Annotated in this window: 21 protein-coding genes; 13 read left to right on the top strand and 8 right to left on the bottom strand. The window is 72.4% G+C overall.

Annotated elements, in window-relative coordinates:
* Positions 1 to 7: 7 nt before the first annotated feature.
* The 5 genes from ABZX96_RS10690 to ABZX96_RS10710 form a co-directional block, all read right to left on the bottom strand.
* Positions 8 to 1,708: a methylmalonyl-CoA mutase family protein gene (locus ABZX96_RS10690; RefSeq protein WP_355541192.1), complete on the bottom strand. Its 1,701-nt coding sequence runs from the start codon at positions 1,706 to 1,708 to the stop codon at positions 8 to 10.
* Between the two features lie 263 nt (positions 1,709 to 1,971).
* The gene (locus tag ABZX96_RS10695; protein ID WP_355541195.1) at positions 1,972 to 2,304 is read right to left on the bottom strand and encodes a DUF3817 domain-containing protein; all 333 of its coding nucleotides are present in this window, start codon (positions 2,302 to 2,304) and stop codon (positions 1,972 to 1,974) included.
* A gap of 190 nt (positions 2,305 to 2,494) precedes the next feature.
* Complete coding sequence (locus ABZX96_RS10700; protein ID WP_355541198.1) at positions 2,495 to 3,004, bottom strand: MarR family transcriptional regulator; 510 nt, start codon at positions 3,002 to 3,004, stop codon at positions 2,495 to 2,497.
* Positions 3,005 to 3,114: 110 nt separating this feature from the next.
* On the bottom strand, positions 3,115 to 3,408 hold the full coding sequence (locus tag ABZX96_RS10705) for an MTH1187 family thiamine-binding protein (protein WP_355541201.1): 294 nt from the start codon (positions 3,406 to 3,408) through the stop codon (positions 3,115 to 3,117).
* Entirely contained in the window at positions 3,405 to 3,749 is a 345-nt protein-coding gene (locus ABZX96_RS10710) for a DUF3817 domain-containing protein (RefSeq protein WP_355541204.1), read from the bottom strand. The genes ABZX96_RS10705 and ABZX96_RS10710 overlap by 4 nt, the downstream gene beginning before the upstream one ends.
* A gap of 170 nt (positions 3,750 to 3,919) precedes the next feature.
* Between ABZX96_RS10710 and ABZX96_RS10715 the strand changes: the two genes are divergently transcribed.
* The 4 genes from ABZX96_RS10715 to ABZX96_RS10730 all read left to right on the top strand — a co-directional run bounded on the left by ABZX96_RS10715 (position 3,920) and on the right by ABZX96_RS10730 (position 6,579).
* A complete protein-coding gene (locus ABZX96_RS10715; RefSeq protein WP_355541207.1) occupies positions 3,920 to 4,558 on the top strand; it encodes an AIM24 family protein in 639 nt (212 codons plus the stop codon).
* Positions 4,558 to 5,208 carry an AIM24 family protein gene (locus tag ABZX96_RS10720; protein WP_355541210.1) on the top strand — a complete coding sequence of 217 codons (651 nt, stop codon included), beginning with the start codon at positions 4,558 to 4,560 and terminating at the stop codon, positions 5,206 to 5,208. Before ABZX96_RS10715 ends, ABZX96_RS10720 begins: the two co-directional genes overlap by 1 nt.
* Positions 5,205 to 5,975: an AIM24 family protein gene (locus tag ABZX96_RS10725; protein WP_355541213.1), complete on the top strand. Its 771-nt coding sequence runs from the start codon at positions 5,205 to 5,207 to the stop codon at positions 5,973 to 5,975. Before ABZX96_RS10720 ends, ABZX96_RS10725 begins: the two co-directional genes overlap by 4 nt.
* A gap of 127 nt (positions 5,976 to 6,102) precedes the next feature.
* The gene (locus tag ABZX96_RS10730; RefSeq protein WP_355541216.1) at positions 6,103 to 6,579 is read left to right on the top strand and encodes a MarR family transcriptional regulator; all 477 of its coding nucleotides are present in this window, start codon (positions 6,103 to 6,105) and stop codon (positions 6,577 to 6,579) included.
* Between the two features lie 68 nt (positions 6,580 to 6,647).
* Here the strand turns inward: ABZX96_RS10730 and ABZX96_RS10735 are convergent, their stop codons facing one another.
* A complete protein-coding gene (locus ABZX96_RS10735; protein WP_355541219.1) occupies positions 6,648 to 7,292 on the bottom strand; it encodes a PepSY domain-containing protein in 645 nt (214 codons plus the stop codon).
* Positions 7,293 to 7,421: 129 nt separating this feature from the next.
* Here ABZX96_RS10735 and ABZX96_RS10740 point away from each other — a divergent pair, with 129 nt between their 5' ends.
* A complete protein-coding gene (locus tag ABZX96_RS10740; RefSeq protein WP_355541222.1) occupies positions 7,422 to 8,084 on the top strand; it encodes a response regulator transcription factor in 663 nt (220 codons plus the stop codon).
* Positions 8,077 to 9,558: a HAMP domain-containing sensor histidine kinase gene (locus tag ABZX96_RS10745; protein ID WP_355541224.1), complete on the top strand. Its 1,482-nt coding sequence runs from the start codon at positions 8,077 to 8,079 to the stop codon at positions 9,556 to 9,558. Before ABZX96_RS10740 ends, ABZX96_RS10745 begins: the two co-directional genes overlap by 8 nt.
* 440 nt (positions 9,559 to 9,998) lie before the next feature.
* Here the strand turns inward: ABZX96_RS10745 and meaB are convergent, their stop codons facing one another.
* The gene (gene meaB / locus ABZX96_RS10750; RefSeq protein WP_355541227.1) at positions 9,999 to 10,955 is read right to left on the bottom strand and encodes a methylmalonyl Co-A mutase-associated GTPase MeaB; all 957 of its coding nucleotides are present in this window, start codon (positions 10,953 to 10,955) and stop codon (positions 9,999 to 10,001) included.
* A 159-nt stretch (positions 10,956 to 11,114) separates the two neighbouring features.
* Positions 11,115 to 12,293 (bottom strand): acetyl-CoA C-acetyltransferase, encoded by a 1,179-nt coding sequence (locus tag ABZX96_RS10755; protein WP_355541379.1) that lies wholly within the window; start codon positions 12,291 to 12,293, stop codon positions 11,115 to 11,117.
* A 173-nt stretch (positions 12,294 to 12,466) separates the two neighbouring features.
* Here ABZX96_RS10755 and mce point away from each other — a divergent pair, with 173 nt between their 5' ends.
* The 7 genes from mce (at position 12,467) to ABZX96_RS10790 (ending at position 23,443) form a co-directional block, all read left to right on the top strand.
* A complete protein-coding gene (mce, locus tag ABZX96_RS10760) occupies positions 12,467 to 12,940 on the top strand; it encodes a methylmalonyl-CoA epimerase (RefSeq protein WP_355541230.1) in 474 nt (157 codons plus the stop codon).
* A 277-nt stretch (positions 12,941 to 13,217) separates the two neighbouring features.
* Positions 13,218 to 17,477, top strand: a complete 4,260-nt coding sequence (gene scy, locus ABZX96_RS10765) for a polarized growth protein Scy (RefSeq protein WP_355541233.1) — start codon at positions 13,218 to 13,220, stop codon at positions 17,475 to 17,477.
* Between the two features lie 102 nt (positions 17,478 to 17,579).
* Entirely contained in the window at positions 17,580 to 18,515 is a 936-nt protein-coding gene (locus ABZX96_RS10770; protein ID WP_355541236.1) for a cellulose-binding protein, read from the top strand.
* Between the two features lie 475 nt (positions 18,516 to 18,990).
* Positions 18,991 to 19,992 carry an ATP-binding cassette domain-containing protein gene (locus tag ABZX96_RS10775; protein WP_355541239.1) on the top strand — a complete coding sequence of 334 codons (1,002 nt, stop codon included), beginning with the start codon at positions 18,991 to 18,993 and terminating at the stop codon, positions 19,990 to 19,992.
* Position 19,993: 1 nt separating this feature from the next.
* Positions 19,994 to 20,767, top strand: coding sequence for an ABC transporter permease subunit (locus ABZX96_RS10780; RefSeq protein WP_355541241.1), 774 nt, complete (start codon positions 19,994 to 19,996; stop codon positions 20,765 to 20,767).
* Positions 20,768 to 21,083: 316 nt separating this feature from the next.
* Positions 21,084 to 22,289 (top strand): ATP-binding cassette domain-containing protein, encoded by a 1,206-nt coding sequence (locus ABZX96_RS10785; RefSeq protein ID WP_355541244.1) that lies wholly within the window; start codon positions 21,084 to 21,086, stop codon positions 22,287 to 22,289.
* Positions 22,286 to 23,443 (top strand): ABC transporter permease subunit, encoded by a 1,158-nt coding sequence (locus ABZX96_RS10790; protein WP_355541247.1) that lies wholly within the window; start codon positions 22,286 to 22,288, stop codon positions 23,441 to 23,443. Before ABZX96_RS10785 ends, ABZX96_RS10790 begins: the two co-directional genes overlap by 4 nt.
* Positions 23,444 to 23,455: the final 12 nt, after the last annotated feature.

The following is a 23,455-nucleotide window of genomic DNA, read 5'->3' on the forward strand; positions in this document are numbered from 1 at the left end:
GCCGTCCTCAGAACCCGGCCGGTTCGGTGTAGATGCCCCACTCGTCCCGCAGGGCGTTGCAGATCTCGCCGAGGGTGGCCTCGGCCCGTACGGCGTCGAGCATAGGTTCGATCATGTTCCGGCCGTCCCGGGCGGCGGCCAGCATCGCCTCCAGCGAGGTGCGGACCTTGGCGTCGTCGCGTGCCGCCTTGCGAGCGGCCAGCGTGCGGACCTGCTCGCGCTCGACCTCGTGGCTGACGCGGAGTATCTCCAGGTCACCGGTGACCGAGCCGTGGTGGACGTTGACGCCGACGACCTTCTTCTCGTTCTTCTCCAGCGCCTGCTGGTAGCGGAAGGCGGACTCGGCGATCTCGCCCGTGAACCAGCCGTCCTCGATGCCGCGCAGGATGCCGGAGGTGATCGGGCCGATCGGGTGCTGACCGTCGGGCACCGCCCGCGTGCCGCGCTCCTTTATCTGCTCGAAGATCTTCTCGGCGTCGGCCTCTATCCGGTCGGTGAGCGCCTCCACGAACCAGGAGCCGCCCAGCGGGTCGGCCACGTTGGCGACGCCGGTCTCCTCCATCAGCACCTGTTGCGTGCGCAGCGCGATCTCGGCGGCCTGCTCGCTGGGCAGCGCCAGCGTCTCGTCCAGGGCATTGGTGTGCAGGGAGTTGGTGCCACCGAGGACGGCGGCCAGCGCCTCGACGGCCGTCCGGACGACGTTGTTGTACGGCTGCTGGGCGGTCAGCGAGACGCCCGCCGTCTGGGTGTGGAACCGCAGCCACTGGGCCTTCTCGGACGTGGCGCCGTAGACGTCCCGCATCCAGCGGGCCCAGATGCGGCGCGCGGCCCGGAACTTGGCGATCTCCTCGAAGAAGTCCACGTGCGCGTCGAAGAAGAACGACAGGCCGGGGGCGAAGGTGTTCACGTCCAGGCCGCGGGAGAGGCCGAGTTCGACGTAGCCGAACCCGTCGGCCAGCGTGTAGGCCAGCTCCTGCGCGGCCGTCGCGCCCGCCTCGCGGATGTGGTAGCCGGAGACCGACAGCGGCTTGTAGGCGGGGATGCCGTTCGCGCAGTACTCCATCAGGTCGCCGATCAGGCGCAGGTGCGGCTCGGGCGGGAAGAGCCACTCCTTCTGCGCGATGTACTCCTTGAAGATGTCCGTCTGGAGGGTGCCGTTGAGGACGGACGGGTCGACGCCCTGGCGCTCGGCGGCGACGAGGTACATGCAGAAGGCGGGCACGGCGGGCCCGGAGATCGTCATGGAGGTCGTGACGTCGCCGAGCGGGATGTCCTTGAACAGGATCTCCATGTCGGCGGCGGAGTCTATGGCCACGCCGCAGTGGCCGACCTCACCGAGCGAGCGCGGGTCGTCGGAGTCCCGGCCCATGAGGGTGGGCATGTCGAACGCCACGGAGAGACCGCCGCCACCGGCCGCGAGGATCATCTTGTAGCGCTCGTTGGTCTGCTCCGCGTTGCCGAAACCGGCGAACTGGCGGATGGTCCACGTCCGGCCGCGGTAGCCGGTGGGGTACAGGCCACGCGTGAAGGGGTACTCCCCCGGCCACCCGATCCGTTCGAATCCCTCGACCGAGTCGCCGGGACGCGGTCCGTACACCGGCTCCACGGGATCGCCGGAGAGGGTGGTGAAGTCCGCGTCGCGCTTGCGGGCGGAGTCGTAGCGGGCCTGCCAGCGGAGACGGCCCTCTTCGATCGCGTCAGCGTCCATACCTTCGAATTTACTAGGGCGTCCTAGTAATTGTCGATGGCAGACCGGTCACGTCAGGGTTCTTCTAGGGTTTTCCCTGGTCCGGGCTCCGGGACGACCCGGAACGATTCCTTCGGGTTGCCCCGGACGGACCCCCGGGGTCGGCCTTCGCCGACGCCGGGGTTCGCCGAGGCCGCACAGCGACGGAGGCGCCTCCGTCCCCGAAGGCGCCTCCACAACGCGTGACGAACGCCGCGCGTCAGCGGCTTGCCGGCCCCGCGGCCTCACGCCTTGCTGAGCTGCGCCGCCCCGTCCGTGACCTGGGGCCCGATCTCCCGCACGACCTTGCGCTCGACGAAGAACGCCGCCGTGGGGATCGTTCCGGCGATCAGCACCCACAGCAGCTTGCCGAAGTTCCACTTGGCCTTGGTGCCGAGGTCGAAGGCGAAGACCAGGTAGATGATGAAGAGCACGCCGTGGATCTGGGAGACCGCGAAGGTGAGGTCCTTGCCCATATCGAAGGCGTACTTGAACACCATGCAGACGCACAGCACCAGCAGCATCACAGCGGTGACGTAAGCCATCACCCGGTATCGGGTCAGCACGCTCTTCTTCATGACATCGAGCGTAACGCCCGTTCCGGGGCGATCTTCGGCGCCCCCACCCCTCGTGTCCCGCCCACCGGAAGCCCGCGGGAAGCCCCCACGGGCAACCACCGTCAGGACCACCCACACGCCCTACCGGCCGCCCGCACGGACACCCGCCCACCGGCCCCGCAGACCGACCGGCCCCACCGGCCGCCCCGGCCTACGAATCGGCGAAATCCCCCGCAGCGACCCGCAACGGCCGCAGCATCGCGAAGATCTCCCCGCACTCCTCGGCGTCGTACGCGCCGAGGCCGAAGTCCATCGCCATCAGGTCGCGGGTGGCCGCCTCGCACACCTCGCGCCCCTTGTCGGTGATGGTCGCGAGCGTGCCGCGGCCGTCGTTCGGGTTGGGCCGCTTGGCGACCAGGCCGGACTTCACCAGGCGGTCGACCGTGTTGGTCACCGAGGTCGGGTGCACCATGAGCCGCTCGCCGATCTTGGACATCGGCAGTTCGCCGGCCTTGGAGAACGTGAGCAGCACCAGTGCCTCGTACCGCGCGAACGTCAGCCCGTACGGCTTGACGACCGCGTCCACCTCGGAGAGCAGGATCTGATGGGCCCGCATGATCGAGGTGATCGCGGCCATGGACGGCACGGCGCCCCACCGCCGCTGCCACAGCTCGTCGGCGCGCGCGATGGGATCGAAGGGGAGACTGAGCGACTTCGGCACGCCTTCGACCCTACCGGGCGGCCATATCGTGGTCAGCCTCGTCTCGCGTGCTGGGCGCCCGTTCCGGGGCCCGCCGGTCCTCCCCACCCGGCGGCCCCGCTTCTCCCGGCTCACCGCGCCAGGTAGCGCTCCACCGTCTCGACCTTCGAGGTCAGCCCGTCCGTGACGCCGGGCCGGATGTCGGCCTTCAGGACGAGCGAGACCCGGCCGGCCCGCGCCTCCACCGCCGCCACCGCGCGCTTGACGACGTCCATGACCTCGTCCCACTCGCCTTCGACGGAGGTGAACATCGCGTCCGTACGGTTGGGCAGCCCGGACTCGCGCACCACGCGGACGGCGTCGGCGACGTACTCCCCGACGTCCTCGCCCACACCCAGCGGGCTGACGGAAAAGGCGACGATCATGCGTTCACGATTCCTTCCTTGCGGGCGCGGGCGGCGATCACCGCGGCCTCGGCCTCCCGCTTGAGCTTGCGCTCGGCGAAGAACCCGCCGGTGGGCAGCACCGAGAGGACGAAGTAGAGGATGCCGGTGCCCCTGGACCACTTCGTGCGGTTCCAGGCGTCCAGCCAGAAGATCACGTAGAGCACGAACAGCATGCCGTGCACGTAGCCCATCGGCCGCACCGCGTCGAAGTCGGTGGTCCGCTTCAGGACCGAGCAGATCAGCAGCAGGATGAAGGAGACGGCCTCCGGGGCGGAGACCAGGCGCAGGCGGCGCAGGGAAGAGGCGGTCTTGATGTCCACGGGAACCTCGTTCGGGTGGAAGGGAAGGAGCGAAAGGGGGGAACAGGGGAGGACGGGGAAGCCGCGCAGCCGGGGGTGGCTTGTGCATGCGTTCACAAGGGCGTCTCCCATTGTTACAGGCGCCCAAAAGATCACTGTTCAGGGGTCGCCCGGGCCGTTACCGTCAAGGCGTGGCTCAGTTTCGGCTCCAGGGGAGCAAGGTACTTGCCGTCGAGATGACCGGTGACGCGGTCAAGGCCAAGAACGGCGCGATGGTCGCCTACGACGGCCGGATGTCATTCAAGAAGCTGACCGGTGGCGGCGAGGGGCTGCGCGGCATGGTCAGCCGGCGCCTCACCGGCGAGCAGATGGCCGTCATGGAGGTGAAGGGGCACGGGACCTGCTACTTCGCCGATCGCGCCAGCGAGATCAACCTCGTCCGGCTGCACGGCGAGAAGCTGTACGTGGAGGCCAGCAACCTGCTGTGCACGGAGGCGACGCTGCGCACCGGCACCTCCTTCACCGGCCTGCGCGGCGCCTCCCAGGGCAACGGCCTGTTCACCACGACCGTCGAGGGCACCGGCCAGGCCGCCCTCACCTCCCACGGGACGGCGGTGGTCCTGCGCGTCACCCGGGACTACCCACTGCAAGTGGACCCCGGCGCCTACCTGGCGCACACCGGGAACCTCAACCAGCACTTCCAGTCCGGTGTGAACTTCCGCACGTTCATAGGCGAGGGCTCCGGCGAGGCGTTCCAGATCCGTTTCGAGGGCGAGGGCCTGGTCTACGTCCAGCCCAGCGAGCGCAACACCGTGGGGGGTGAGATCTGATGCCGTTCACACTGCTGAATTCCCGGATGGTGCGGGCGCAGGTCGTCCCCGGGCAGCGGATGTTCAGCCAGCGCGGGGCGATGCTCGCCTACCAGGGGCACGTCAGCTTCACGCCCAACATCCAGGGCGGGCAGGGCGGCCTCGGCTCGATGATCGGCCGGCGGATCGCGAACGAGGCGACGCCCCTGATGACGGTCGAGGGCAGCGGCACGGTCTTCTTCGGGCACGGCGGCCACCACGTCCACGTCGTCGAGCTGACCGGCGAGACGCTCTACGTCGAGGCGGACCGGCTGCTCGCCTTCGACGGGACGCTCCAGCAGGGGACGATGTTCATGGGCGCGCAGGGCGGCGTGATGGGCATGGTGCGCGGCCAGGTGACCGGCCAGGGCCTGTTCACCACCACGCTCAAGGGGCACGGCTCGGTGGCCGTGATGGCGCACGGCGGCGTCATGGAGCTGCCGATCACCCCCCAGGGGCCCGTCCACGTCGATCCACAGGCGTACGTCGCCCACCGCGGCGAGGTCCGCAACAAGCTGTCCACCGCGCTCGGCTGGCGCGACATGGTGGGACGCGGCTCCGGCGAGGCGTTCCAGCTGGAGCTGTCCGGGCAGGGCACCGTCTACGTCCAGGCGTCGGAGGAGAAGCTGTGACCGGTCCCGTCGTCCACGACCCGCACTCGCTGCCGGTCGACGACAACGTCAACGCGTACGCGTTCAGCGTGCGGCTCGACGGCCAGTGGTTCCTGCAGAAGGGGAAGATGATCGCCTACTACGGGCGGATCGACTTCCACGGCATCGGGCACGGGCCGCTGGACCGCCTGATCGCCCACAGTTTCCATTCGCCCCTGCACGCCGGGGAATGGGTGGTGGCGCAGGGCAAGGGGTCGATGATCCTCGCGGACCGGGCGTTCGATGTGAACTCCTACGACCTTGAGGACGGCAATCTCACCATTCGCGCCGGCAACTTGCTCGCCTTTCAGCCAACTCTCTCGCTGAAGCAGTCGATCGTCCCGGGGTTCCTGACGCTCATCGGGACGGGCAAGTTCGTCGCGGCCTCCAACGGGCCGGTGGTCTTCATGGAGCCGCCGCTGCGCGTGGACCCGCAGGCGCTGGTGGGCTGGGCCGACTGCCCCTCGCCGTGCCACCACTACGACCACCAGTACCTGCGCGGATTCCTCGGCGGGGTGCGCGCCCACACGGGGATCGGCGGGGTCTCGGGCGAGGAGCACCAGTTCGAGTTCGTGGGGGCGGGGACGGTGCTCCTCCAGTCGACGGAGCAGCTCATGCCGGTGGGGGCCACGGGGGAGGTACCGCACGAAGCGGGTGTTCCCGGCGGTGGGGTGCCGCAGCAAAGTGGCTCACAACTGCCTCAGCTCCCCGGACAGCTCGGGGGGCTCCAGCGCCGATTCGGACTGTGAGCGGTACCCTGCGGACGGTGACATCGAACGCCTGACCACTGACGTTCAGCGTCCGACCCGCGTCCGTATTCGCCACGTCACACCGGCGATTAATTCACCTTTCAACTTTCACGGGTAGACTTCTTCCATGACGACCGACAGCGACACCCCCTGGCTGACCGACCAGGAGCAGCGTGCCTGGCGCACCCATCTGGACGTCATCAGGCTGCTGCAGCACCAGATGGAGCGCGACCTGCAGCCGTTCGGCCTCACCAACAACGACTACGAGATCCTGGTCAACCTCTCCGAAGCCGAGGGACGGCGGATGCGGATGAGCGATCTGGCCGCCGCCACCCTCCAGTCCAAGAGCCGCCTGTCGCACCAGATCACCCGTATGGAGAACGCCGGACTGGTACGCCGCGAGAGCTGCGAGTCCGACCGCCGCGGGCTGTTCGCGGTGCTCACGGACGAGGGCTGGGAGACCATGCGCCGGGTCGCCCCGCACCACGTCTCGTCCGTGCGCAAGCACTTCATCGACCTCTTCACGCCCGAGGACCTGGCGAAGTTGCACCAGTTCCTCACGCCGGTCGCCGAGCACCTGCGCGGCCAGCGCGGCAAGGTCTGACACCACGGTCCCGCGTCCATCCCTGGGACCGGACGCGGGGCACTCGGGACGGCCTGGGGGCGCCCCGCTCAGTCGTCGTCCCCGTGATCGTCGTCATCGTGGTCGTCGGCCGGGGCCGCGGTGACCGCGCCGTCCTTGGGCGCGACGTACACCCGGTGCTCCTTGGCGTCCTTGGAGGACACCGTCTCGACCTCCCACACGGCCGCCGAACGGTGCTCGTCCTCCAGGTCCACCGAAACGACCGTCCCGTAGGAGCCCGCCACCTTGCGCGCGGCCTCGGCGGCGTTCACCGTGGCACCGCGCAGCTCCGCCCGCACGCGGTCCTGGCCGTGCTCGCCGTCGTCCTCGTGATCGACGTGCTGCCCCAGCACCTTCCCGCTGCCGGCGTCCACCGTCACGTCGTGCCACTTCCCGTCCTTCCCGAGGACGTCCACCTCCCACACCGGGCCGGACCGGTCGTCATCGTCCAGGTCGATACCGGTGACGGTGCCCGGCGCGGCCTTCAGCGCCGCGCTCGCGGCCTCCGGCGCGAGCACCCGGGGTGTCCCGCCCGCAGGCCGGTCCCCGTCCCCGTCGTCCTCCTGCGCAAACCGCGTACCGGCCGCCGCCTCGGACCGGCCCTCCCCGTCGCCGCTCAGCGCGAAGGCGGTGGCGGTGCCCCCGGCGATCAGCGCGGCCCCGGCCACGGTGGCGATGACGATGTTGCGCCGCATAGAGATCCACTCCCCATTCCTGGTCGTCCCCCGTCCTGCTCTGTCGGTCCCCACCATGGCGCGGTGATCCTGAAGCGGACCTGAAGCCACCTGAAGAACCCTTCAGGTGCCGGGTGGGAGGCTGGAGCCATGCGCCTGTTGATCGTGGAGGACGAGAAGCGGCTGGCCCTGTCGCTGGCCAAGGGCCTGACGGCCGAGGGGTACGCGGTCGACGTGGCGCACGACGGCCGGGAGGGCCTGCACCTCGCCCGTGAGGGCGCCTACGACCTGCTGATCCTCGACATCATGCTGCCCGGCCTGAACGGCTACCGCCTCTGCGCCGCCCTGCGCGCCGACGGCGACGACGTGCCGATCCTGATGCTCACCGCCAAGGACGGCGAGTACGACGAGGCCGAGGGCCTGGACACCGGCGCCGACGACTACCTGACCAAGCCCTTCTCGTACGTCGTCCTCGTCGCCCGGATCAAGGCCCTGCTGCGGCGCCGCGGGCGCACCGCCCTGCCGGTGCTGCGGCTGGGCCCGCTCACCATCGACCAGGGGGCGCGCCGGGTGAGCCGGGACGGGGCCGAGGTGGCGCTGACGGCCAAGGAGTTCGCGGTCCTGGAACAGCTCGCGCGGCGGGCCGGTGACGTGGTGTCCAAGGCGGAGATCCTGGAACACGTCTGGGACTTCGCCTACGAGGGCGACCCCAACATCGTCGAGGTCTACGTCAGCGCCCTGCGCCGCAAGCTCGGCGCCGACGTCATCGCGACCGTGCGCGGGGCCGGCTACCGGCTGGTGCGCGGTGCGTAGGCTCCTCGACTCGGTCCGGGCCCGCGCGGCGGCCGGGGCCACGGCAGTGGTCGCCCTGGCGCTGCTGGCCGCCGGCACGGCCGTCCTCCTCGTCCTGCGCGCCAACCTCGTCGGTCAGGCCGACCTCCAGGCGGAGATCACCGCCCGCGAGATCGCCGCCCGCATCGCCACCGGAACCCCCTACGCCCGCCTGGAACTCCCCGACGAGGACGACCGCCCGGTCCTGGTCCTGGACGACGACGGACGCGTACGAGCGGCCGGCAAGGACCTGCGGGCGGTGGACGGCCACCCCGTCCTCGTCCACCGCCCGCAGAAAACCGAAACCGACCCCGTACGGAAGTCCGCGCACGCGGACGACGAGCCGGACGAGGACGAGCCCGAGGACTCCCCCTCCGACGACGACACACGGGCCCCGGGCCCCGGCCCGAGCCCCGGAGATGTCGCCGAGAAGGCCGACCACGACACGGGCACCGCGACCGTTGACGACCACACCGCCTCCTACCGCTTCGCCTCAGTGGAGGCCAAGGACACCGACGGCAACGAGGTCACCGTCCGCGCCGGCGCGCCGCTGGCCCCCGAACGCAGCGCCGTCAGCACGGTCCGCACCGCCATGCTCCTGGGCCTGCCGCCGCTGCTGCTGGTCGTCGCCGGGGTGACCTGGCTGGTGACCCGCCGGGCCCTGCGCCCGGTGGAGGGCATCCGGGGCGAGATGGCCGCCATCACGGCGAGCACCGACCTCTCCCGGCGCGTCCCCGAACCCGCGTCCCGGGACGAGGTGGCCCGGCTGGCCCGGACGACCAACGAGACGCTGGCGGCCCTGGAGGCGTCCGTCGAACGCCAGCGCCGCTTCGTCGCGGACGCCTCCCACGAACTGCGCAGCCCCATCGCCAGCCTCCGCACCCAACTGGAGGTGGCCGCCGCCCACCCGGCCCTGCTCGACCTGCCCGGCGCCATCGCCGACACCGTCCGCCTCCAGCGCCTGGCCACCGACCTCCTCCTACTGGCCCGGCTGGACGCGGGCGAACGCCCCGCCGACACCCCTGTGGACCTGGCCGCGCTGACCCGCGAGGAACTGTCCCAACGGACCGGCGACCGGATCACCGTCCGCACCGGCACGCTGGACGGCGGCGCCCACGTCACCGGCTCCCGCCCCCAACTGGGCCGCGTCCTGGGCAACCTCCTGGACAACGCGCAACGGCACGCCACGTCCGAGGTGTCCGTGGAGGTCGTCCGCGAAGCCCGCAGCGCCGTCCTCCGCGTCACGGACGACGGCCCCGGGGTACCGCCTCCGGACCGGGAACGCGTCTTCGAACGCTTCGTCCGCCTGGACGCCGCCCGCACCCGCGACGACGGCGGCGCCGGCCTCGGCCTGGCCATCGCCCGCGACGTCGCCGAACGCCATGGGGGCACGCTGACGCTGCGGGAGGGGCGGCCGACGGTGTTCGAGCTGCGGGTGCCGCTGCGGGACAGGTGAAAGACGCGTTTCACGGCGCAGGCACACGCCCCCACCGGCGATCAGCCGCCGATGCCGCGTGGGGGCGGCTCCCTTCCGAAGGCAGAGAGGAGAGCCGCACCGGGGCAACCCCGCCGCGTACGCACGGCAAGCACCCGCCCAGCGGCCCCCACCGGCGATCAGCCGCCAAACCGACGGAAGGGGACGTCCCGGGGTGCCCCCGCAGCGGACTGGGGCGCGGCGGCCGGTGACCTACATAGCGTCGGGGAAGCGCAACTGCCGCGAGGAGGTACCCCGGGGCGGCCCCGACCCCGTACGAAACAAAAGGCGCACAACCGCCGAACCGCACCCGCGAACAGACCGCGCCCCACACGAAAGCGAAGGCGCACCGACCACCAAGCCGCACCCGCGACAGAGCCGCCCCCGCACATAACGGCAGGCGCCCCCACCCGAGCCCCGCCTCAGCCCTCCGTAACCCCCGCCACCAACTCGTCCGCCGCCGCATACGGATCGATCTCCCCCGCCACGATCCGCTCGGCCAGCACGGACAGCCGCCGATCCCCGCGAAGATCGGCGATCCGCTCGCGCAGCGCCGTCACCGCGATCGTCTCGACCTCCCGCGCCGCCCGCGCCCGGCGGCGCTCGGCCAGCACCCCGCGCTCGTCCATCCACGCCCGGTGCTTCTCCAGCGCCTCCACGACCTCGTCGACGCCTTCGCTGCGCGCCGCCACCGTCTTGACGATCGGGGGCCGCCAGTCGCCGGGAGCGCGCGCCTCGCCGAGGCCCAGCATGTGGTTCAGCTCGCGGGCGGTGGCGTCCGCACCGTCCCGATCCGCCTTGTTGACGACGTAAACGTCACCGATCTCCAGAATGCCCGCCTTCGCGGCCTGGATGCCGTCCCCCATCCCGGGAGCCAGCAGCACCACGCTCGTGTCGGCCTGCGAGGCGATCTCCACCTCGGACTGCCCGACGCCGACCGTTTCGACGAGGATCACGTCGCACCCGGCCGCGTCCAGCACCCGGATCGCCTGCGGCGCGGCCCAGGCCAGTCCGCCCAGGTGGCCGCGGGTGGCCATGGACCGGATGTAGACGCCGGGGTCGGAGGCGTGCTCGCTCATCCGCACCCGGTCACCGAGCAGCGCGCCGCCGGAGAACGGCGAGGACGGGTCCACGGCCAGCACTCCGACTCGCTTGCCGGCCTTCCGGTAGGCGGTGACGAGCGCGGACGTGGAGGTGGACTTGCCCACACCGGGCGAGCCGGTCAGCCCGACCACGTAGGCACCCCCGCTGAGGGGAGCCAGCGCCGCCATCACTTCCCGCAACTGTGGCGCGGCCCCCTCCACCAGCGAGATCAGCCGGGCCACGGCACGCGGCCGGCCCTGCCGTGCCTGCTCCACCAGTGCGGGGACGTCCACCATCGCTGCTCGGCTCCTTCGACTTCCGCTGTTCCGTACGACTTTCCCGCACGGCCTTTCGGTACGGCTTTCCCGGGCGCGGCCTCGGGGAACGAGCCCCGAAAAGCCGCCGGACGCGGGCCGGTCCGCCGCACGCACGGCCCCGGCCCGCCCCGGAACCGCCTACTTCTTCCCCGGCACCCGCACGATCAGCGCGTCACCCTGACCGCCACCCCCGCACAGCGCCGCCGCTCCCACGCCCCCACCACGGCGCTTCAGCTCCAGCGCCAGGTGCAGCACGATCCGCGCACCGGACATGCCGATGGGGTGGCCCAACGCGATGGCCCCGCCGTTGACATTCACCTTTTCCGGCGAAACGCCCAAATCCTTCATTGACTGGACGGCCACCGCGGCGAACGCCTCGTTGATCTCGATCAGGTCCAGATCGGCGACGGTCAGGCCCTCCTTGCCCAGCGCGTGCTCGATGGCGCGCGAGGGCTGGGAGTGCAGCGAGTTGTCCGGACCGGCGACGTTGCCGTGCGCGCCGATCTCCGCGATCCACTCCAGGCCCAGTTCCTCCGCCTTCGCCCGGCTCATCACGACCACGGCCGCGGCACCGTCGGAGATCTGCGAGGACGAACCGGCGGTGATGGTGCCGTCCTTGCTGAACGCCGGACGCAGCTTGGCCAGGGACTCGGTCGTGGTCTCACCCCGGATGCCCTCGTCCTTGTTGAAGAGGACCGGGTCGCCCTTGCGCTGCGGAATCTCGACGGGGGTGATCTCCGCGTCGAACAGGCCGTTCTTCTGGGCCGCGGCGGCCCGCTGGTGGGAGCGCGCGGCCACCTCGTCCTGCTCGGCGCGGCCGATGCCGAGGCGGGTGTTGTGCTTCTCGGTGGACTCGCCCATGGCGACGTTCTCGTAGGCGTCGGTGAGGCCGTCGTGGGCCATCGAGTCCAGCAGCTCCACCGCGCCGTACTTGTAGCCGTCGCGGGACTTGGGCAGCAGGTGGGGCGCGTTGGTCATGGACTCCTGGCCGCCGGCGACCACGATGTCGAACTCGCCGGCCCGGATGAGCTGGTCGGCCAGCGCGATGGCGTCGAGGCCGGAGAGGCAGACCTTGTTGACGGTGAGCGCCGGGACGGACATCGGGATGCCCGCCTTGACCGCGGCCTGGCGCGCGGGGATCTGGCCCGCGCCGGCCTGCAGCACCTGACCCATGATCACGTACTGCACCTGGTCACCGCCGATGCCCGCCCGGTCGAGCGCGGCCTTGATGGCGATGCCGCCCAGCTCGGCACCGGAGAAGGTCCGCAGGGACCCCAGGAGCCGCCCCATGGGGGTCCGGGCGCCGGCGACGATCACAGAGGTGGTGCCGGTCGAACCGTTCGTCGGAGACATAGGTGCGGCCCTTCCTGTGCAGGGAAGTTAACGAGGGTTACCGTCAATGTACTGAGCGGTACCCGCGCGGTCACCGGCCCGTGGGTGTGATCGCGCGCACGTTGCGTAACCATGTGTACGGGCGGTGCACTGGAGCCATGCTGACGCGAATCGACCACATCGGGATCGCCTGCCGTGACCTCGACACGACCGTCGAGTTCTACCGCGCGACCTACGGCTTCGAGGTCTTCCACACCGAGGTCAACGAGGAACAGGGCGTCCGCGAGGCCATGCTGCGGATCAACGGGACCGACGACGGCGGCGCCTCCTACCTGCAGCTCCTCCAGCCGATCCGGGAGGACTCCCCCGTCGGCAAGTGGCTCGCCAAGAACGGCGAGGGCGTCCACCACATCGCCTTCGGGACCGCCGACGTCGACGCCGACTCGGAGGCCATCCGCGACACGGGCGTACGGGTCCTGTACGACCAGCCGCGCAAGGGGTCGATGGGGTCCCGGATCACCTTCCTGCACCCCAAGGACTGCCACGGCGTCCTGACGGAACTCGTCACCGCCGCGCCCCACAAGGGCACCGGCACCTCGCCCCACGAGGGCACCGCCACTCCGCCCCACTAGGGCCCGGCACCCCTCCCCATGAGGGCCCGCCGCCCCGCCCGCGGACGGCGACACCCCTCATACAGGCACGCAGCACTGACCTTCGAGTTCCCCGGCCGGTAGAGTGCAGCTTCGGCCGGGGTACGGGTTGGGGCCCGTCCCATGCTCTGCCGATGATCTGACACCATTTCTTCGGAAGGGTCGGTTCCAGTGCGCGTCCGCCACCACCACAACGGGGCGCACACGAGCAGGACGGAGCCGGCCGCCACCATGACCAGGGGACGGATGGGACCGCGCAGTGCGGGGCAACGACCGCTACGAGGCTGACGACCACCTCTCGCAGTTCGAGGCCGAGATGGAGCGGCTGAAGAAGGAGCGGGAGAAGGCCGTCCAGCACGCCGACGACCTCGGCTACCAGGTGGAGGTGCTGCGCGCCAAGCTGCACGAGGCGCGCCGCAACCTCGCCGCCCGTCCTGCCTACGACAACGTCAGTCATCAGGCCGAGCAGCTGCTGCGCAACGCGCAGATCCAGGCGGACCAGCTCCGCGCGGACGCCGAGCGCGAGCTGCGCGAGGCGCGTGCCCAGACGCAGCGCCTCCTCCAGGAGCAGGCCGAGCGCCAGGCCCGGCTGGAGGCCGAGCTGCACGCCGAGGCGGTGGCCCGGCGCCAGCGTCTGGACGAGGAGCTGAACGAGCGCCGGCAGACCGTCGAGTCGCACGTCAACGAGAACGTCGCGTGGGCCGAGCAGCTGCGCGCCCGTACCGAGGCGCAGGCCCGCCGGCTGGTGGACGAGTCCCGCGCGGAGGCCGAGCAGGCGCTGTCCGCCGCGCGCGCCGAGGCGCACCGGATGGTGGAGCAGGCGCGGCAGCGGCTCGCGGGCGAGGCCGAGCAGGCCCGCGCCGAAGCCGAAGCGATTTTGCGGCGTGCCCGTACGGACGCCGAGCGACTGCTGACCGCCGCGTCCACCCAGGCCCAGGAGGCCACCGACCAGGCGGAGCTGCTGCGCGCCGGGGCCGGCGACGAGGCGGAGGCGGCGCGCCGCCAGGCCGCCGAGCTGACCCAGGCCGCCCAAGCGCGCGTCCAGGAGGCGGACGCCGCGCTGCGGGAGGCGCGGGCCGAGGCCGAGAAGCTGGTCCGGGAGGCGCGGGAGACCGCCGCCAAGCGGCTGTCGGCCGCCGAGACGGAGAACGAGCAGCGCACCCGTACGGCCAAGGCGGAGATCGCCCGGCTGGTCGGCGAGGCCACCAAGGAGGCCGAGGCGCTGCGCGCGGAGGCCGAGCAGCTGCGCGCGGACGCCCGCGCGGAGGCGGAGCGGGTGGTCGCCGAGGCGACGGAGGCCGCGCGCGCCAAGGCCGCCGAGGACTCCGCGGCCCAGCTCGCCAAGGCGGCGCGGACGGCCGAGGAGGTGCTGTCCAAGGCGTCGGAGAACGCCAAGGCCACCGTCAAGGCCGCCACCGAGGAGGCCGAGCGGCTGCGCCGGGAGGCGGAGGCCGAGGCGGACCGGCTGCGGGCCGAGGCGCACGACACCGCCGAGGAGCTCAAGGGCGCCGCCAAGGACGACACCAAGGAGTACCGCGCCAAGACCGTCGAGCTCCAGGAGGAGGCCCGCCGGCTGCGCGGCGAGGCCGAGCAGCTGCGCTCCGAGGCGGTCGAGGAGGGCGAGCGGATCCGCACCGAGGCGCGCCGCGACGCCGTCCGGCAGATCGAGGAGGCCGCCCGCACGGCCGAGGAGCTGCTGACGAAGGCCAAGTCCGACGCCGAGGAGACGCGCTCGGGCGCGGCGGCGGAGGGCGAGCGGGTGCGCACCGAGGCCGCCGAGCGCGCGGCGGCGCTGCGCGAGCAGGCCGAGGAGGCGCTGGAGCGCGCCCGTACGGAGGCCGAGGAGCTGCGCCGCGAGGCCGAGGAGGCGGCGGACGCGACCCGCACGGAGGCCGAGGAGGCCGCCCGGCGGCTGCGCGAGCAGGCCGAGGAGGCCGCCGAGCAGCGGCGCGTCAAGGCCGAGGAGGAGCTGGACCGGCGGCACGCGGAGGCCGCGGAGAAGGTCACCGCCGCCGAGGAGGCGCTGCGCGAGGCGCGCGAGACGGCCGAGCGGCTGCGCCGCGAGGCCCAGGAGGAGACCGCGCGCCTGAAGGCCGAGTCCGCCGAGCGGCTGCGCGCGCTGCGGCAGGAGGCCGAGGAGGAGGCCGAACGGCTGCGCGCCGAGGCCGCCGAGGAGGCGGGCGCCACCCGTGCCGAGGGCGAGTCGGCCGCCGGGCGGCTGCGCGCCGAGGCCGCGGCCGAGGCGGAGCGGGTCCGGGCCGAGGCCCAGGAGACCGCCGACCGGCTGCGCGCGGAGGCCGCCGCCGCCGCGGAGCGCACCGCCACGGAGGCCGCCGAGGCGCTGGCAGCCGCCCAGGAGGAGGCGGCCCGCCGCCGCCGGGAGGCCGAGCAGCTGCTCGGCGAGGCCCGCGAGGAGGCCGACCAGGAGCGCACCGCCGCGCGCGAGCAGAGCGAGGAGTTGCTGGCCGCCGCCCGGACGCGGGTGAGCGAGGCGCAGGCCGAGGCACGGCACCTGGTGGAGGAGGCCGACCGGCGCGCCTCCGAGGTCGTCGAGGCGGCCGAGCAGACCGCGCAGCAGGTGCGGGACGCGGTCGCCGGGCTGCACGAGCAGGCCGAGGAGGAGATCGCGGGGCTGCGTTCGGCCGCCGAGCACGCCGCCGAGCGGACGAAGTCCGAGGCCCAGGAGGAGGCGGACCGGGTCCGCGCCGACGCGCACGCGGAGCGGGAGCGGGCCGGCGAGGACGCCTCCCGCATCCGCCGCGAGGCCCAGGAGGCGGCCGACGCCGCCAAGGAGCTGGCCGAGCGCACGGTCGCGGAGGCGCTGGCGGAGGCCGAGCGGCTGCGCGAGGAGGCCGGCGGGACGCTGGACGAGGCGCGCGAGTCCGCGAACAAGACGCGCACCGACGCCGCCGAGCAGGCCGACCGGCTGGTCGCGGAGGCGAGTGCGCAGGCCGAGAAGCTGGTCGCGGACGCCACCGCGCGGGCCCAGCAGCTCCGTACGGACGCGTCCGACTCGCTGGCCGCCGCCGAGCAGGACGCCGCCCGTGCCCGCGCCGAGGCGCGCGAGGACGCGAACCGGATGCGCGCGGAGGCCGCCGAGCAGACCGAGCGGGTGCTCGCGGAGGCCCGTGCGGAGGCGGAGCGGATCGTCACCGAGGCCGCCGAGCTGACCTCGTCCGCGCAGGACGACGCCGACCGGGTGGTCGCGGAGGCGCGGGAGGCCGCCGCGACGCTGCGGTCCGAGGGCGAGCGGGAGGCCGCCCGGCTGGTCGCCGAGGCGACCGAGAAGGCCGAGGAGCTGCGGGCCGAGGCCGCGGAGGTGCTGCGCGCCGCCCGCGAGGAGGCCGACCGGACCGCCGACGAGGCGCGCGAGGCCGCGAACAAGACCCGCACCGACGCCGCAGAGCAGGCCGATCAGCTGATCTCGGAGGCCGCCTCCGAGGCCGAGAAGCTGCGCGCGGAGGCCGCCGAGGCCACCGCGACCGCCGAGCGGGACGCGGACCGCACCCGCGCCGAGGCCCGCGAGCAGGCGGACCGCACCCTCGCCGAGGCCACCGCCGACGCCGACCGGATGCGCGCGGAGGCCGCGGAGACGGTCGCCTCCGCGCAGGAGCACGCGACGCGGACCCGCGCGCAGTCGGCCAAGATCAAGGAAGACGCGGAGGCCGAGGCCGAGCGGCTGCGCGCGGACGCGCGGGCGGAGGCCGAGCGCACCGTCGACGACGCGCGCGAGGCCGCGGCCAAGCGGCGCGCGGACGCCGCCGAGCAGGCCGACCAGTTGATCACCAAGGCCCGGGAGGAGGCGCTGCGCACCGCCGCGGCGGCCGAGGAGCAGGCCGACACGATGGTCGGCGTGGCCCGTCAGGAGGCCGAGCGGATCGTCACCGAGGCGACCGCCCAGGGCAACGCGACCGTCGAGAAGGCGCGCGCGGACGCCGACCGGCTGCTGAGCGAGGCGCGCGGGGACGCCACGGCGGTGCGCGAGCGCGCCGAGGAGCTGCGCACCCGGGTCGAGTCCGAGGTGGAGGAGCTGCACGACCGGGCCCGCCGGGAGTCGTCCGAGGCGATGAAGAACGCCGGCGAACGGGTCGACAAGCTCATCGCGCAGGCCACCGCCCAGCAGCAGGAGGCCGAGGAGAAGGCCGAGCGGCTGCTGAGCGAGGCCAGCGGCGAGGCGAGCAAGGTCCGCATCGCGGCCGTGAAGAAGGCCGAGGGCCTGCTCAAGGAGGCCGAGCAGAAGAAGGCCGCCGCCGTCCGGGACGCCGAGCGCATCCGCGCCGAGGCGGAGGCCGAGGCCCGCCGGATGGTCGAGGAGGGCAAGCGCGAGCTGGAGGTGCTGGCCCGGCGCCGCAAGGACATCAATGCGGAGATCTCCCGTGTCCAGGACGTGCTGGAGGCGTTGGAGTCTTTTGAGGCCCCGGCCGCGTCCGGTGCCAAGGACGGGGGAGTCAAGGCAGGGGCGGGCGCCGGAGCGCCGCGCTCGGGCGGCAAGCAGTCCGATAATCAGCCACTCAAATGAGGGGACATTCTTCAAGTACACAAAGCATTGACTCGATGACCTTGCGCCTGGGCCCCTAGGATTTCACCCATCACCTCACCGGTCTCTTTCGACAGGAACCCCATGAGCGACACATCCTCCCCCTTCGGCTTCGAGCTCGTGCGGCGTGGTTATGACCGCGGTCAGGTGGACGACCGCATTACCAAGCTCGTCGCCGACCGCGACAGTGCGCTGGCCCGCATCACTTCACTGGAGAAGCGGATCGAGGAACTGCACCTCGAAACGCAGAACGCGCAGGCCCAGATCAATGACGCCGAGCCCTCGTACGCGGGGCTCGGCGCTCGTGTGGAGAAGATCCTCCGGCTGGCCGAGGAGGAGGCCAAGGACCTGCGCGAAGAGGCCCGCCGGGCCGCGGAACAGCACCGCGAGCTCGCCGAGTCGGCCGCCCAGCAGGTCCGGGACGACGCCGAGCAGTACGCGGCGGAGCGCAAGGCCAAGGCCGAGGACGAGGGCGCCCGGATCATCGACAAGGCCCAGGCCGACTCCGCCGCGCTGCGCGCCGAGGCGCAGAAGGACGCCCAGTCCAAGCAGGAAGAGGCGCAGGCCCAGTACGAGGACATGCGCGCCAAGGCCGCGCAGGCCGCCGCCGACTTCGAGACCAACCTCGCCAAGCGCCGCGAGCAGTCCGAGCGCGACCTCGCCTCCCGTCAGGCCAAGGCCGAAAAGCGCCTGGCGGAGATCGAGCACCGCGCCGAGCAGCTCCGCCTGGAGGCCGAGAAGCTGCGTACGGACGCCGAGCGCCGGGCCCGCCAGACGGTGGAGACCGCGCAGCGGCAGGCCGAGGACATCGTCGCGGACGCCAACGCCAAGGCCGACCGGATCCGCAGCGAGTCCGAGCGCGAGCTGGCGGCGCTGACCAACCGCCGCGACTCCATCAACGCCCAGCTCACCAACGTCCGCGAGATGCTGGCCACGCTGACCGGCGCGGCGGTGGCCGCGGCCGGCGCCCCGGACGACGAGCCCATGTCGCGCGGCGTCCCGGCCCAGCAGACCCGCTGACGGCCCGCCTGTCCGTCGACCGCCGCCGATCGCTCGTCGTCGGCCCACCGACCGCTCGGCAGTCCCGTTGACCGGCCGCCTTCGGCTCGTGCTCCGGTGCGACCGCGGCGGGGCCTGACGCAACGGTTCTCCTCGTCCGCCCACCTCGTTCGCACGGGGGTGGGCGGACGGTCGTGTGCGGGGGTGCTGTCGCGGAGGGGCGGGCGCGCGATTATTCCTTGATCGTTTTTAATTTCTTGATCATTTCACCGCTTGCCCGGTCGCCGATTATCGGCCGGCCGTCGCCGATCTTCGGTTAATGATCATTACGCGGTCCTCCACCCCCGGGTGATTTTCCTTGATCGATTACCGGGTTCTCCGCCGCCGATCGCGCCGTCAGCCGAAACGCTCCCACCACCGCTTCCGCTTTCCCGCCCGTTTTCCACGCGGAAGCTTTCGAGTGGCAGCCCCTCTGCGGCGCGCTTAGCGTGCAAACGTGATCGAAGTTGTCGGGCTGACCAAGCGGTACGGCGAGAAGACCGCCGTGGACCAGCTCACCTTCGCCGTACGGCCCGGAATGATCACGGGCTTCCTCGGGCCGAACGGTGCCGGGAAGTCCACGACCATGCGGATGATGCTCGACCTGGACAACCCGACGGCGGGCACCGTCCGCATCGACGGCCGCCACTACCGGCAGCTGCACAACCCGCTCACCTCCATCGGCGCCCTGCTCGACGCCAAGGCCACGCACGGCGGGCGCAGCGCGTACCACCACCTGCTGTGCCTGGCGCAGAGCAACGGCATCCCGCGGCGCCGGGTGGACGAGGTGCTGGAGACGGTCGGACTCACCTCCGTCGCCAAGAAGCGGTCCAAAGGGTTCTCGCTGGGCATGGGGCAGCGGCTGGGCATCGCGGCGGCGCTGCTCGGCGATCCGGTGATCCTCATGTTCGACGAGCCGGTCAACGGGCTGGACCCGGAGGGCATCCACTGGATCCGCACGCTGATGAAGTCGCTCGCCGCCCAGGGTCGTACGGTGTTCGTCTCGTCCCACTTGATGAGCGAAATGGCGCTCACCGCCGACCATTTGGTGGTCATCGGACGCGGGAAGCTGCTCGCGGACACGTCGATGTCCGACTTCATCCGGGACAACTCGCGGTCGTACGTCCGGATGCGCTCGCCCGAGGTGGAGCGGCTGCGGGACGTGCTGCACGAGGCGGGGATCACGGCGGTGACCGTCGGAAACGGGGCACTGGAGATCGACGGGGTGGAGGCGGCGCGGCTGGGCGAGCTGGCCGCGCGGCAGGGGCTGGTGCTGCACGAGCTGAGCCCACAGCAGGCGTCACTGGAGGAGGCGTTCATGCGGCTCACGGCGGGTTCGGTGGAGTACCACGCGCACGCGGAGGCGGAGGGGGCGACCGGAGCGGCGCCGCCGCCCGGGGGCGCGCCGCCGCCGGAGGCCGGCTGGGGCGCCGACTGGCGGCGGAAGAAGGGGGCCTGACATGCCGGTGGTCTCCCAGGTGCTGCGGTCGGAGTGGACGAAGATCAGGTCGGTGCGCTCCACGGTGTGGACGCTGGCCGCGGCGGTGCTGGTCACCGTGGTGGTGGGGATGCTGATCTGCCTGCTGATGAACAAGGAGTTCGATGATCTGACCGGTTCCGACCGGATCACCTTCGACCCCACCGGCACGAGCTTCGCGGGCATGGGGCTGGGACAGCTCGCGCTGATCGTCTTCGGCGTGCTGGTGGTCTCCAGCGAGTACAGCACCGGCATGATCCGGACATCCCTGGCCGCCGTCCCCCAGCGCGGGACGTTCCTCTTCGGAAAGATCGCGGTCGCCGCCGTGCTCGCCCTCGTCGTCGGCCTGATCACCGCCTTCCTCGCGTTCTTCGCGGGGCAGGCCGCACTCGGGGGCCACCGGGCCGCGCTCGGCGACCCGAACGTGCTGCGGGCGGTCCTCGGTGCGGCGCTCTACATGGCGCTCATCACGGTCTTCTCCATGGGAGTGGCTGCCGTGCTGCGCGGGCCGATGCTGTCGCTGGGCGTCCTGATGCCGTTCTTCTTCCTCGTCTCCACCATCCTCAGCAGCGTCTCGGCCACCCGGAAGATCGGCCGCTACCTGCCGGACCAGGCGGGCCAGCGGATCATGCGGACGGTGCCCGATCCGGGCGACGGCACGCCGTACGGGCCCTGGGGCGGGCTGGGGATCATGCTGGCCTGGACGGCGGCGGCGGTGCTGTGCGGGTACGTGCTGCTCAAGAAGCGGGACGCCTGAGCGGCGGGCCGGCACTCACGAACGGCCCGACCGGCGGCGATCGGGCCGCTCCCGTACGGCCGGTACGGCGGCGATCGGCTCACCTCCACGCGACCGGTACGGCGGCGATCGGACCGCTCCCGTACGGCCCGCCCGCCGGTGATCGGACCGCGCACAAACGGTCGCCGTAGCGCCGCGGCGGGCCGGTGCCCGTCTTTCGGCCACGTTCGTTTTTGACGGGAACCGTCAATGTCTCGATAGCCTCTCCACTCCTACGGGGGTAACGAGCACGGGGGTACGAGCGCACTCTGCCCCGCGTCAGCACGAGGGGCGGAGAATGATCGAGGCAGTCGGCCTGACGAAGCGCTATGGCGCCAAGACGGCCGTGTACAACCTGTCGTTCCAGGTGCGGCCGGGAACCGTCACCGGCTTCCTGGGCCCCAACGGCTCCGGGAAGTCCACCACCATGCGGATGATCCTGGGCCTGGACACGCCCACGGCGGGGCACGTCACCGTCGGCGGCCACCCCTTCCGGCGGCTGCCCAACGCGCCGCGCCAGGTGGGCGCCCTGCTCGACGCCAAGGCCGTGCACGGCGGCCGGAGCGCGCGGGCGCACCTGCTCTCCCTGGCCCAGCTCTCCGGCATCCCGGCCCGCCGGGTGGACGAGGTGCTGGGCGTGGTCGGCCTCCAGGAAGTGGCCCGGCGGCGCTCGGGCGGGTTCTCGCTGGGCATGGGGCAGCGGCTGGGCATCGCCGCGGCGCTGCTCGGCGACCCGCAGGTGCTGCTCTTCGACGAGCCGGTCAACGGCCTGGACCCGGAGGGCATCCTGTGGGTCCGCAACCTGATGAAGCAGCTCGCGTCCGAGGGCCGCACGGTCTTCGTCTCCTCACACCTGATGAGCGAGATGGCCCTCACGGCGGAGCACCTGATCGTCATCGGGCGCGGCCAGCTCCTGGCGGACATGTCCGTCAAGGACTTCATCGCCGCCAACTCCGCCGGATTCGCCCGCGTCCGCACGCCGGAGACCGAGCCCGCCCAGCGCGAGAAGCTGACGGCGGCGCTCACCGAGGCGGGCGCGCAGGTGACGCCGGAGCCGGACGGGGCGCTGCGGGTGACGGGGCTGCCGCTGCCGCGGATCAGCGACCTCGCGCACGGCGCGGACGTCCGCCTGTGGGAACTGTCCCCGCACCAGGCGTCCCTGGAAGAGGCGTACATGCGGATGACGCAGGGCGCCGTGGACTACCGCTCCACGGCCGACCAGCGCGCGGGCCTGATGGAGGTGCAGGGCGCCCCGGGGCCCGCGCTCCAGCCGCCGGGGTACGGGGCTCCCGGGTACGGGCAGCCGATGCCCCCGGCCGCGCGGCACCCGTTCCCGTCGGCCCCGCCCGTCCCCGGCCAGGGCCACCCGCCCCAGAACCCGTACGGGACTCCGGCCGAGAACCCGTACGGGGCTCCCGCAGGGTACGGGCCGCCGGCCGCCGCGCCCCTGCCGCCCGCCGCCCCCGCCGAACCGACCACGCCCCACCACGAGGACGCCCGATGACCAGCCCCCAGCAGCCGCGGCCCGAGCCGCGCGACGCCGCTGCCCCGGCCGCCCCCTCGGCCGGGCCGATGCCGCCCGCCGGGGCGCCCCTCCCCCCGTCGCAGCCGCCCACCGCCGGTCAGGGGCCCGCGGTGCCGCCGGCCCGCGAGCCGGGCACGATGCTGCTCCAGGGGCAGGCTCAGTCGGCGAACCAGCCGCCCGCCGACGCCGGCACGATGTTCCTCCAGGCCCCGGCTGCCCAGCCCCAGCCCCAGTCTCCGGCCCCGCCGCACGCCCCGGCCCCGCAGCAGAATCCGGCCCCGCCGCACCCCTCCCCCGCGAACGCCGGCCACCACCAGCACCCCGCGACCGCACCGGCGCAGAACTGGCAGGCCGGTTACGTCTCCCCCATCCCCGTCCGGCCCGCGCACCTCGGCCACGCCCTCGCCTCCGAGTGGACGAAGATCAAGTCGGTGCGCTCCACGATGTGGACGCTGGGCGTGATGGTCCTGATCACCGTCGGCATCGGCATGATGACGTCGCTGGTGGCGAGCAGCGTCAACATGGACCCGCTGCTGGCCCCCGGGTTCGTCGGTGTCCTTCTGGGCAGCCTGTGCGTCATCACGCTCGGCATCCTGTCGATCTCGTCCGAGTACGGCACCGGCATGATCCGGACGACGCTGACGGCCTGCCCCAGCCGCGCCCGCGTGCTGACCGCCAAGGCGATCGTCTTCTTCCTGCTCGCGTTCGTCATCACGACGATCGCCACCACGCTCGTCGCCTTCTTGAACCGCGCGGTGCTCAGCGGCCCGGACCCGACGTTCGACCAGTGGGTGCGCGCCACCCTGGGCGCCGGTCTGTACGTCGCGCTGCTGGGCCTGCTGGCGATGTCCGTCGGCGCGCTGCTGCGTCACTCCGCGGGCGCGATCAGCCTCATGATGGGCCTCGTGCTGCTGCCGATGCTGCTCGCGCTCTTCCTCCAGGGCGGCGAGTTCACGCAGAAGATCGGCCAGGCGCTCATCGAGTACTCCGTGCCGAGCGCCATGGCGGCCCTGTACGACATCCCGTTCCTGGAGACGGGCCCGAGCGGCTGGCAGCCGGTGGTGATCCTCGCCGGTGTGACCGCCGTCGTCCTCGGTGGCGCGTACGTGGCCCTGCAGCGCCGGGACGTGTGAGGCACGGGTGAC

The organism is Streptomyces sp. NPDC003077 (assembly GCF_040611095.1).
In the GTDB taxonomy this organism is placed as follows: domain Bacteria; phylum Actinomycetota; class Actinomycetes; order Streptomycetales; family Streptomycetaceae; genus Streptomyces.

Excerpts from the sequence above, each read along its gene's own strand:
- ABZX96_RS10740 (WP_355541222.1), top strand. The coding sequence starts at position 7,422 with ATGCGCCTGTTGATCGTGGAGGACGAGAAGCGGCTGGCCCTGTCGCTG.
- ABZX96_RS10770 (WP_355541236.1), top strand. The coding sequence starts at position 17,580 with ATGAGCGACACATCCTCCCCCTTCGGCTTCGAGCTCGTGCGGCGTGGT.
- ABZX96_RS10730 (WP_355541216.1), top strand. The coding sequence starts at position 6,103 with ATGACGACCGACAGCGACACCCCCTGGCTGACCGACCAGGAGCAGCGT.
- ABZX96_RS10695 (WP_355541195.1), bottom strand. The coding sequence starts at position 2,304 with ATGAAGAAGAGCGTGCTGACCCGATACCGGGTGATGGCTTACGTCACC.
- ABZX96_RS10705 (WP_355541201.1), bottom strand. The coding sequence starts at position 3,408 with ATGATCGTCGCCTTTTCCGTCAGCCCGCTGGGTGTGGGCGAGGACGTC.
- ABZX96_RS10720 (WP_355541210.1), top strand. The coding sequence starts at position 4,558 with ATGCCGTTCACACTGCTGAATTCCCGGATGGTGCGGGCGCAGGTCGTC.
- ABZX96_RS10690 (WP_355541192.1), bottom strand. The coding sequence starts at position 1,708 with ATGGACGCTGACGCGATCGAAGAGGGCCGTCTCCGCTGGCAGGCCCGC.
- ABZX96_RS10780 (WP_355541241.1), top strand. The coding sequence starts at position 19,994 with ATGCCGGTGGTCTCCCAGGTGCTGCGGTCGGAGTGGACGAAGATCAGG.
- meaB (WP_355541227.1), bottom strand. The coding sequence starts at position 10,955 with ATGGTGGACGTCCCCGCACTGGTGGAGCAGGCACGGCAGGGCCGGCCG.
- mce (WP_355541230.1), top strand. The coding sequence starts at position 12,467 with ATGCTGACGCGAATCGACCACATCGGGATCGCCTGCCGTGACCTCGAC.
- ABZX96_RS10735 (WP_355541219.1), bottom strand. The coding sequence starts at position 7,292 with ATGCGGCGCAACATCGTCATCGCCACCGTGGCCGGGGCCGCGCTGATC.
- ABZX96_RS10790 (WP_355541247.1), top strand. The coding sequence starts at position 22,286 with ATGACCAGCCCCCAGCAGCCGCGGCCCGAGCCGCGCGACGCCGCTGCC.
- ABZX96_RS10785 (WP_355541244.1), top strand. The coding sequence starts at position 21,084 with ATGATCGAGGCAGTCGGCCTGACGAAGCGCTATGGCGCCAAGACGGCC.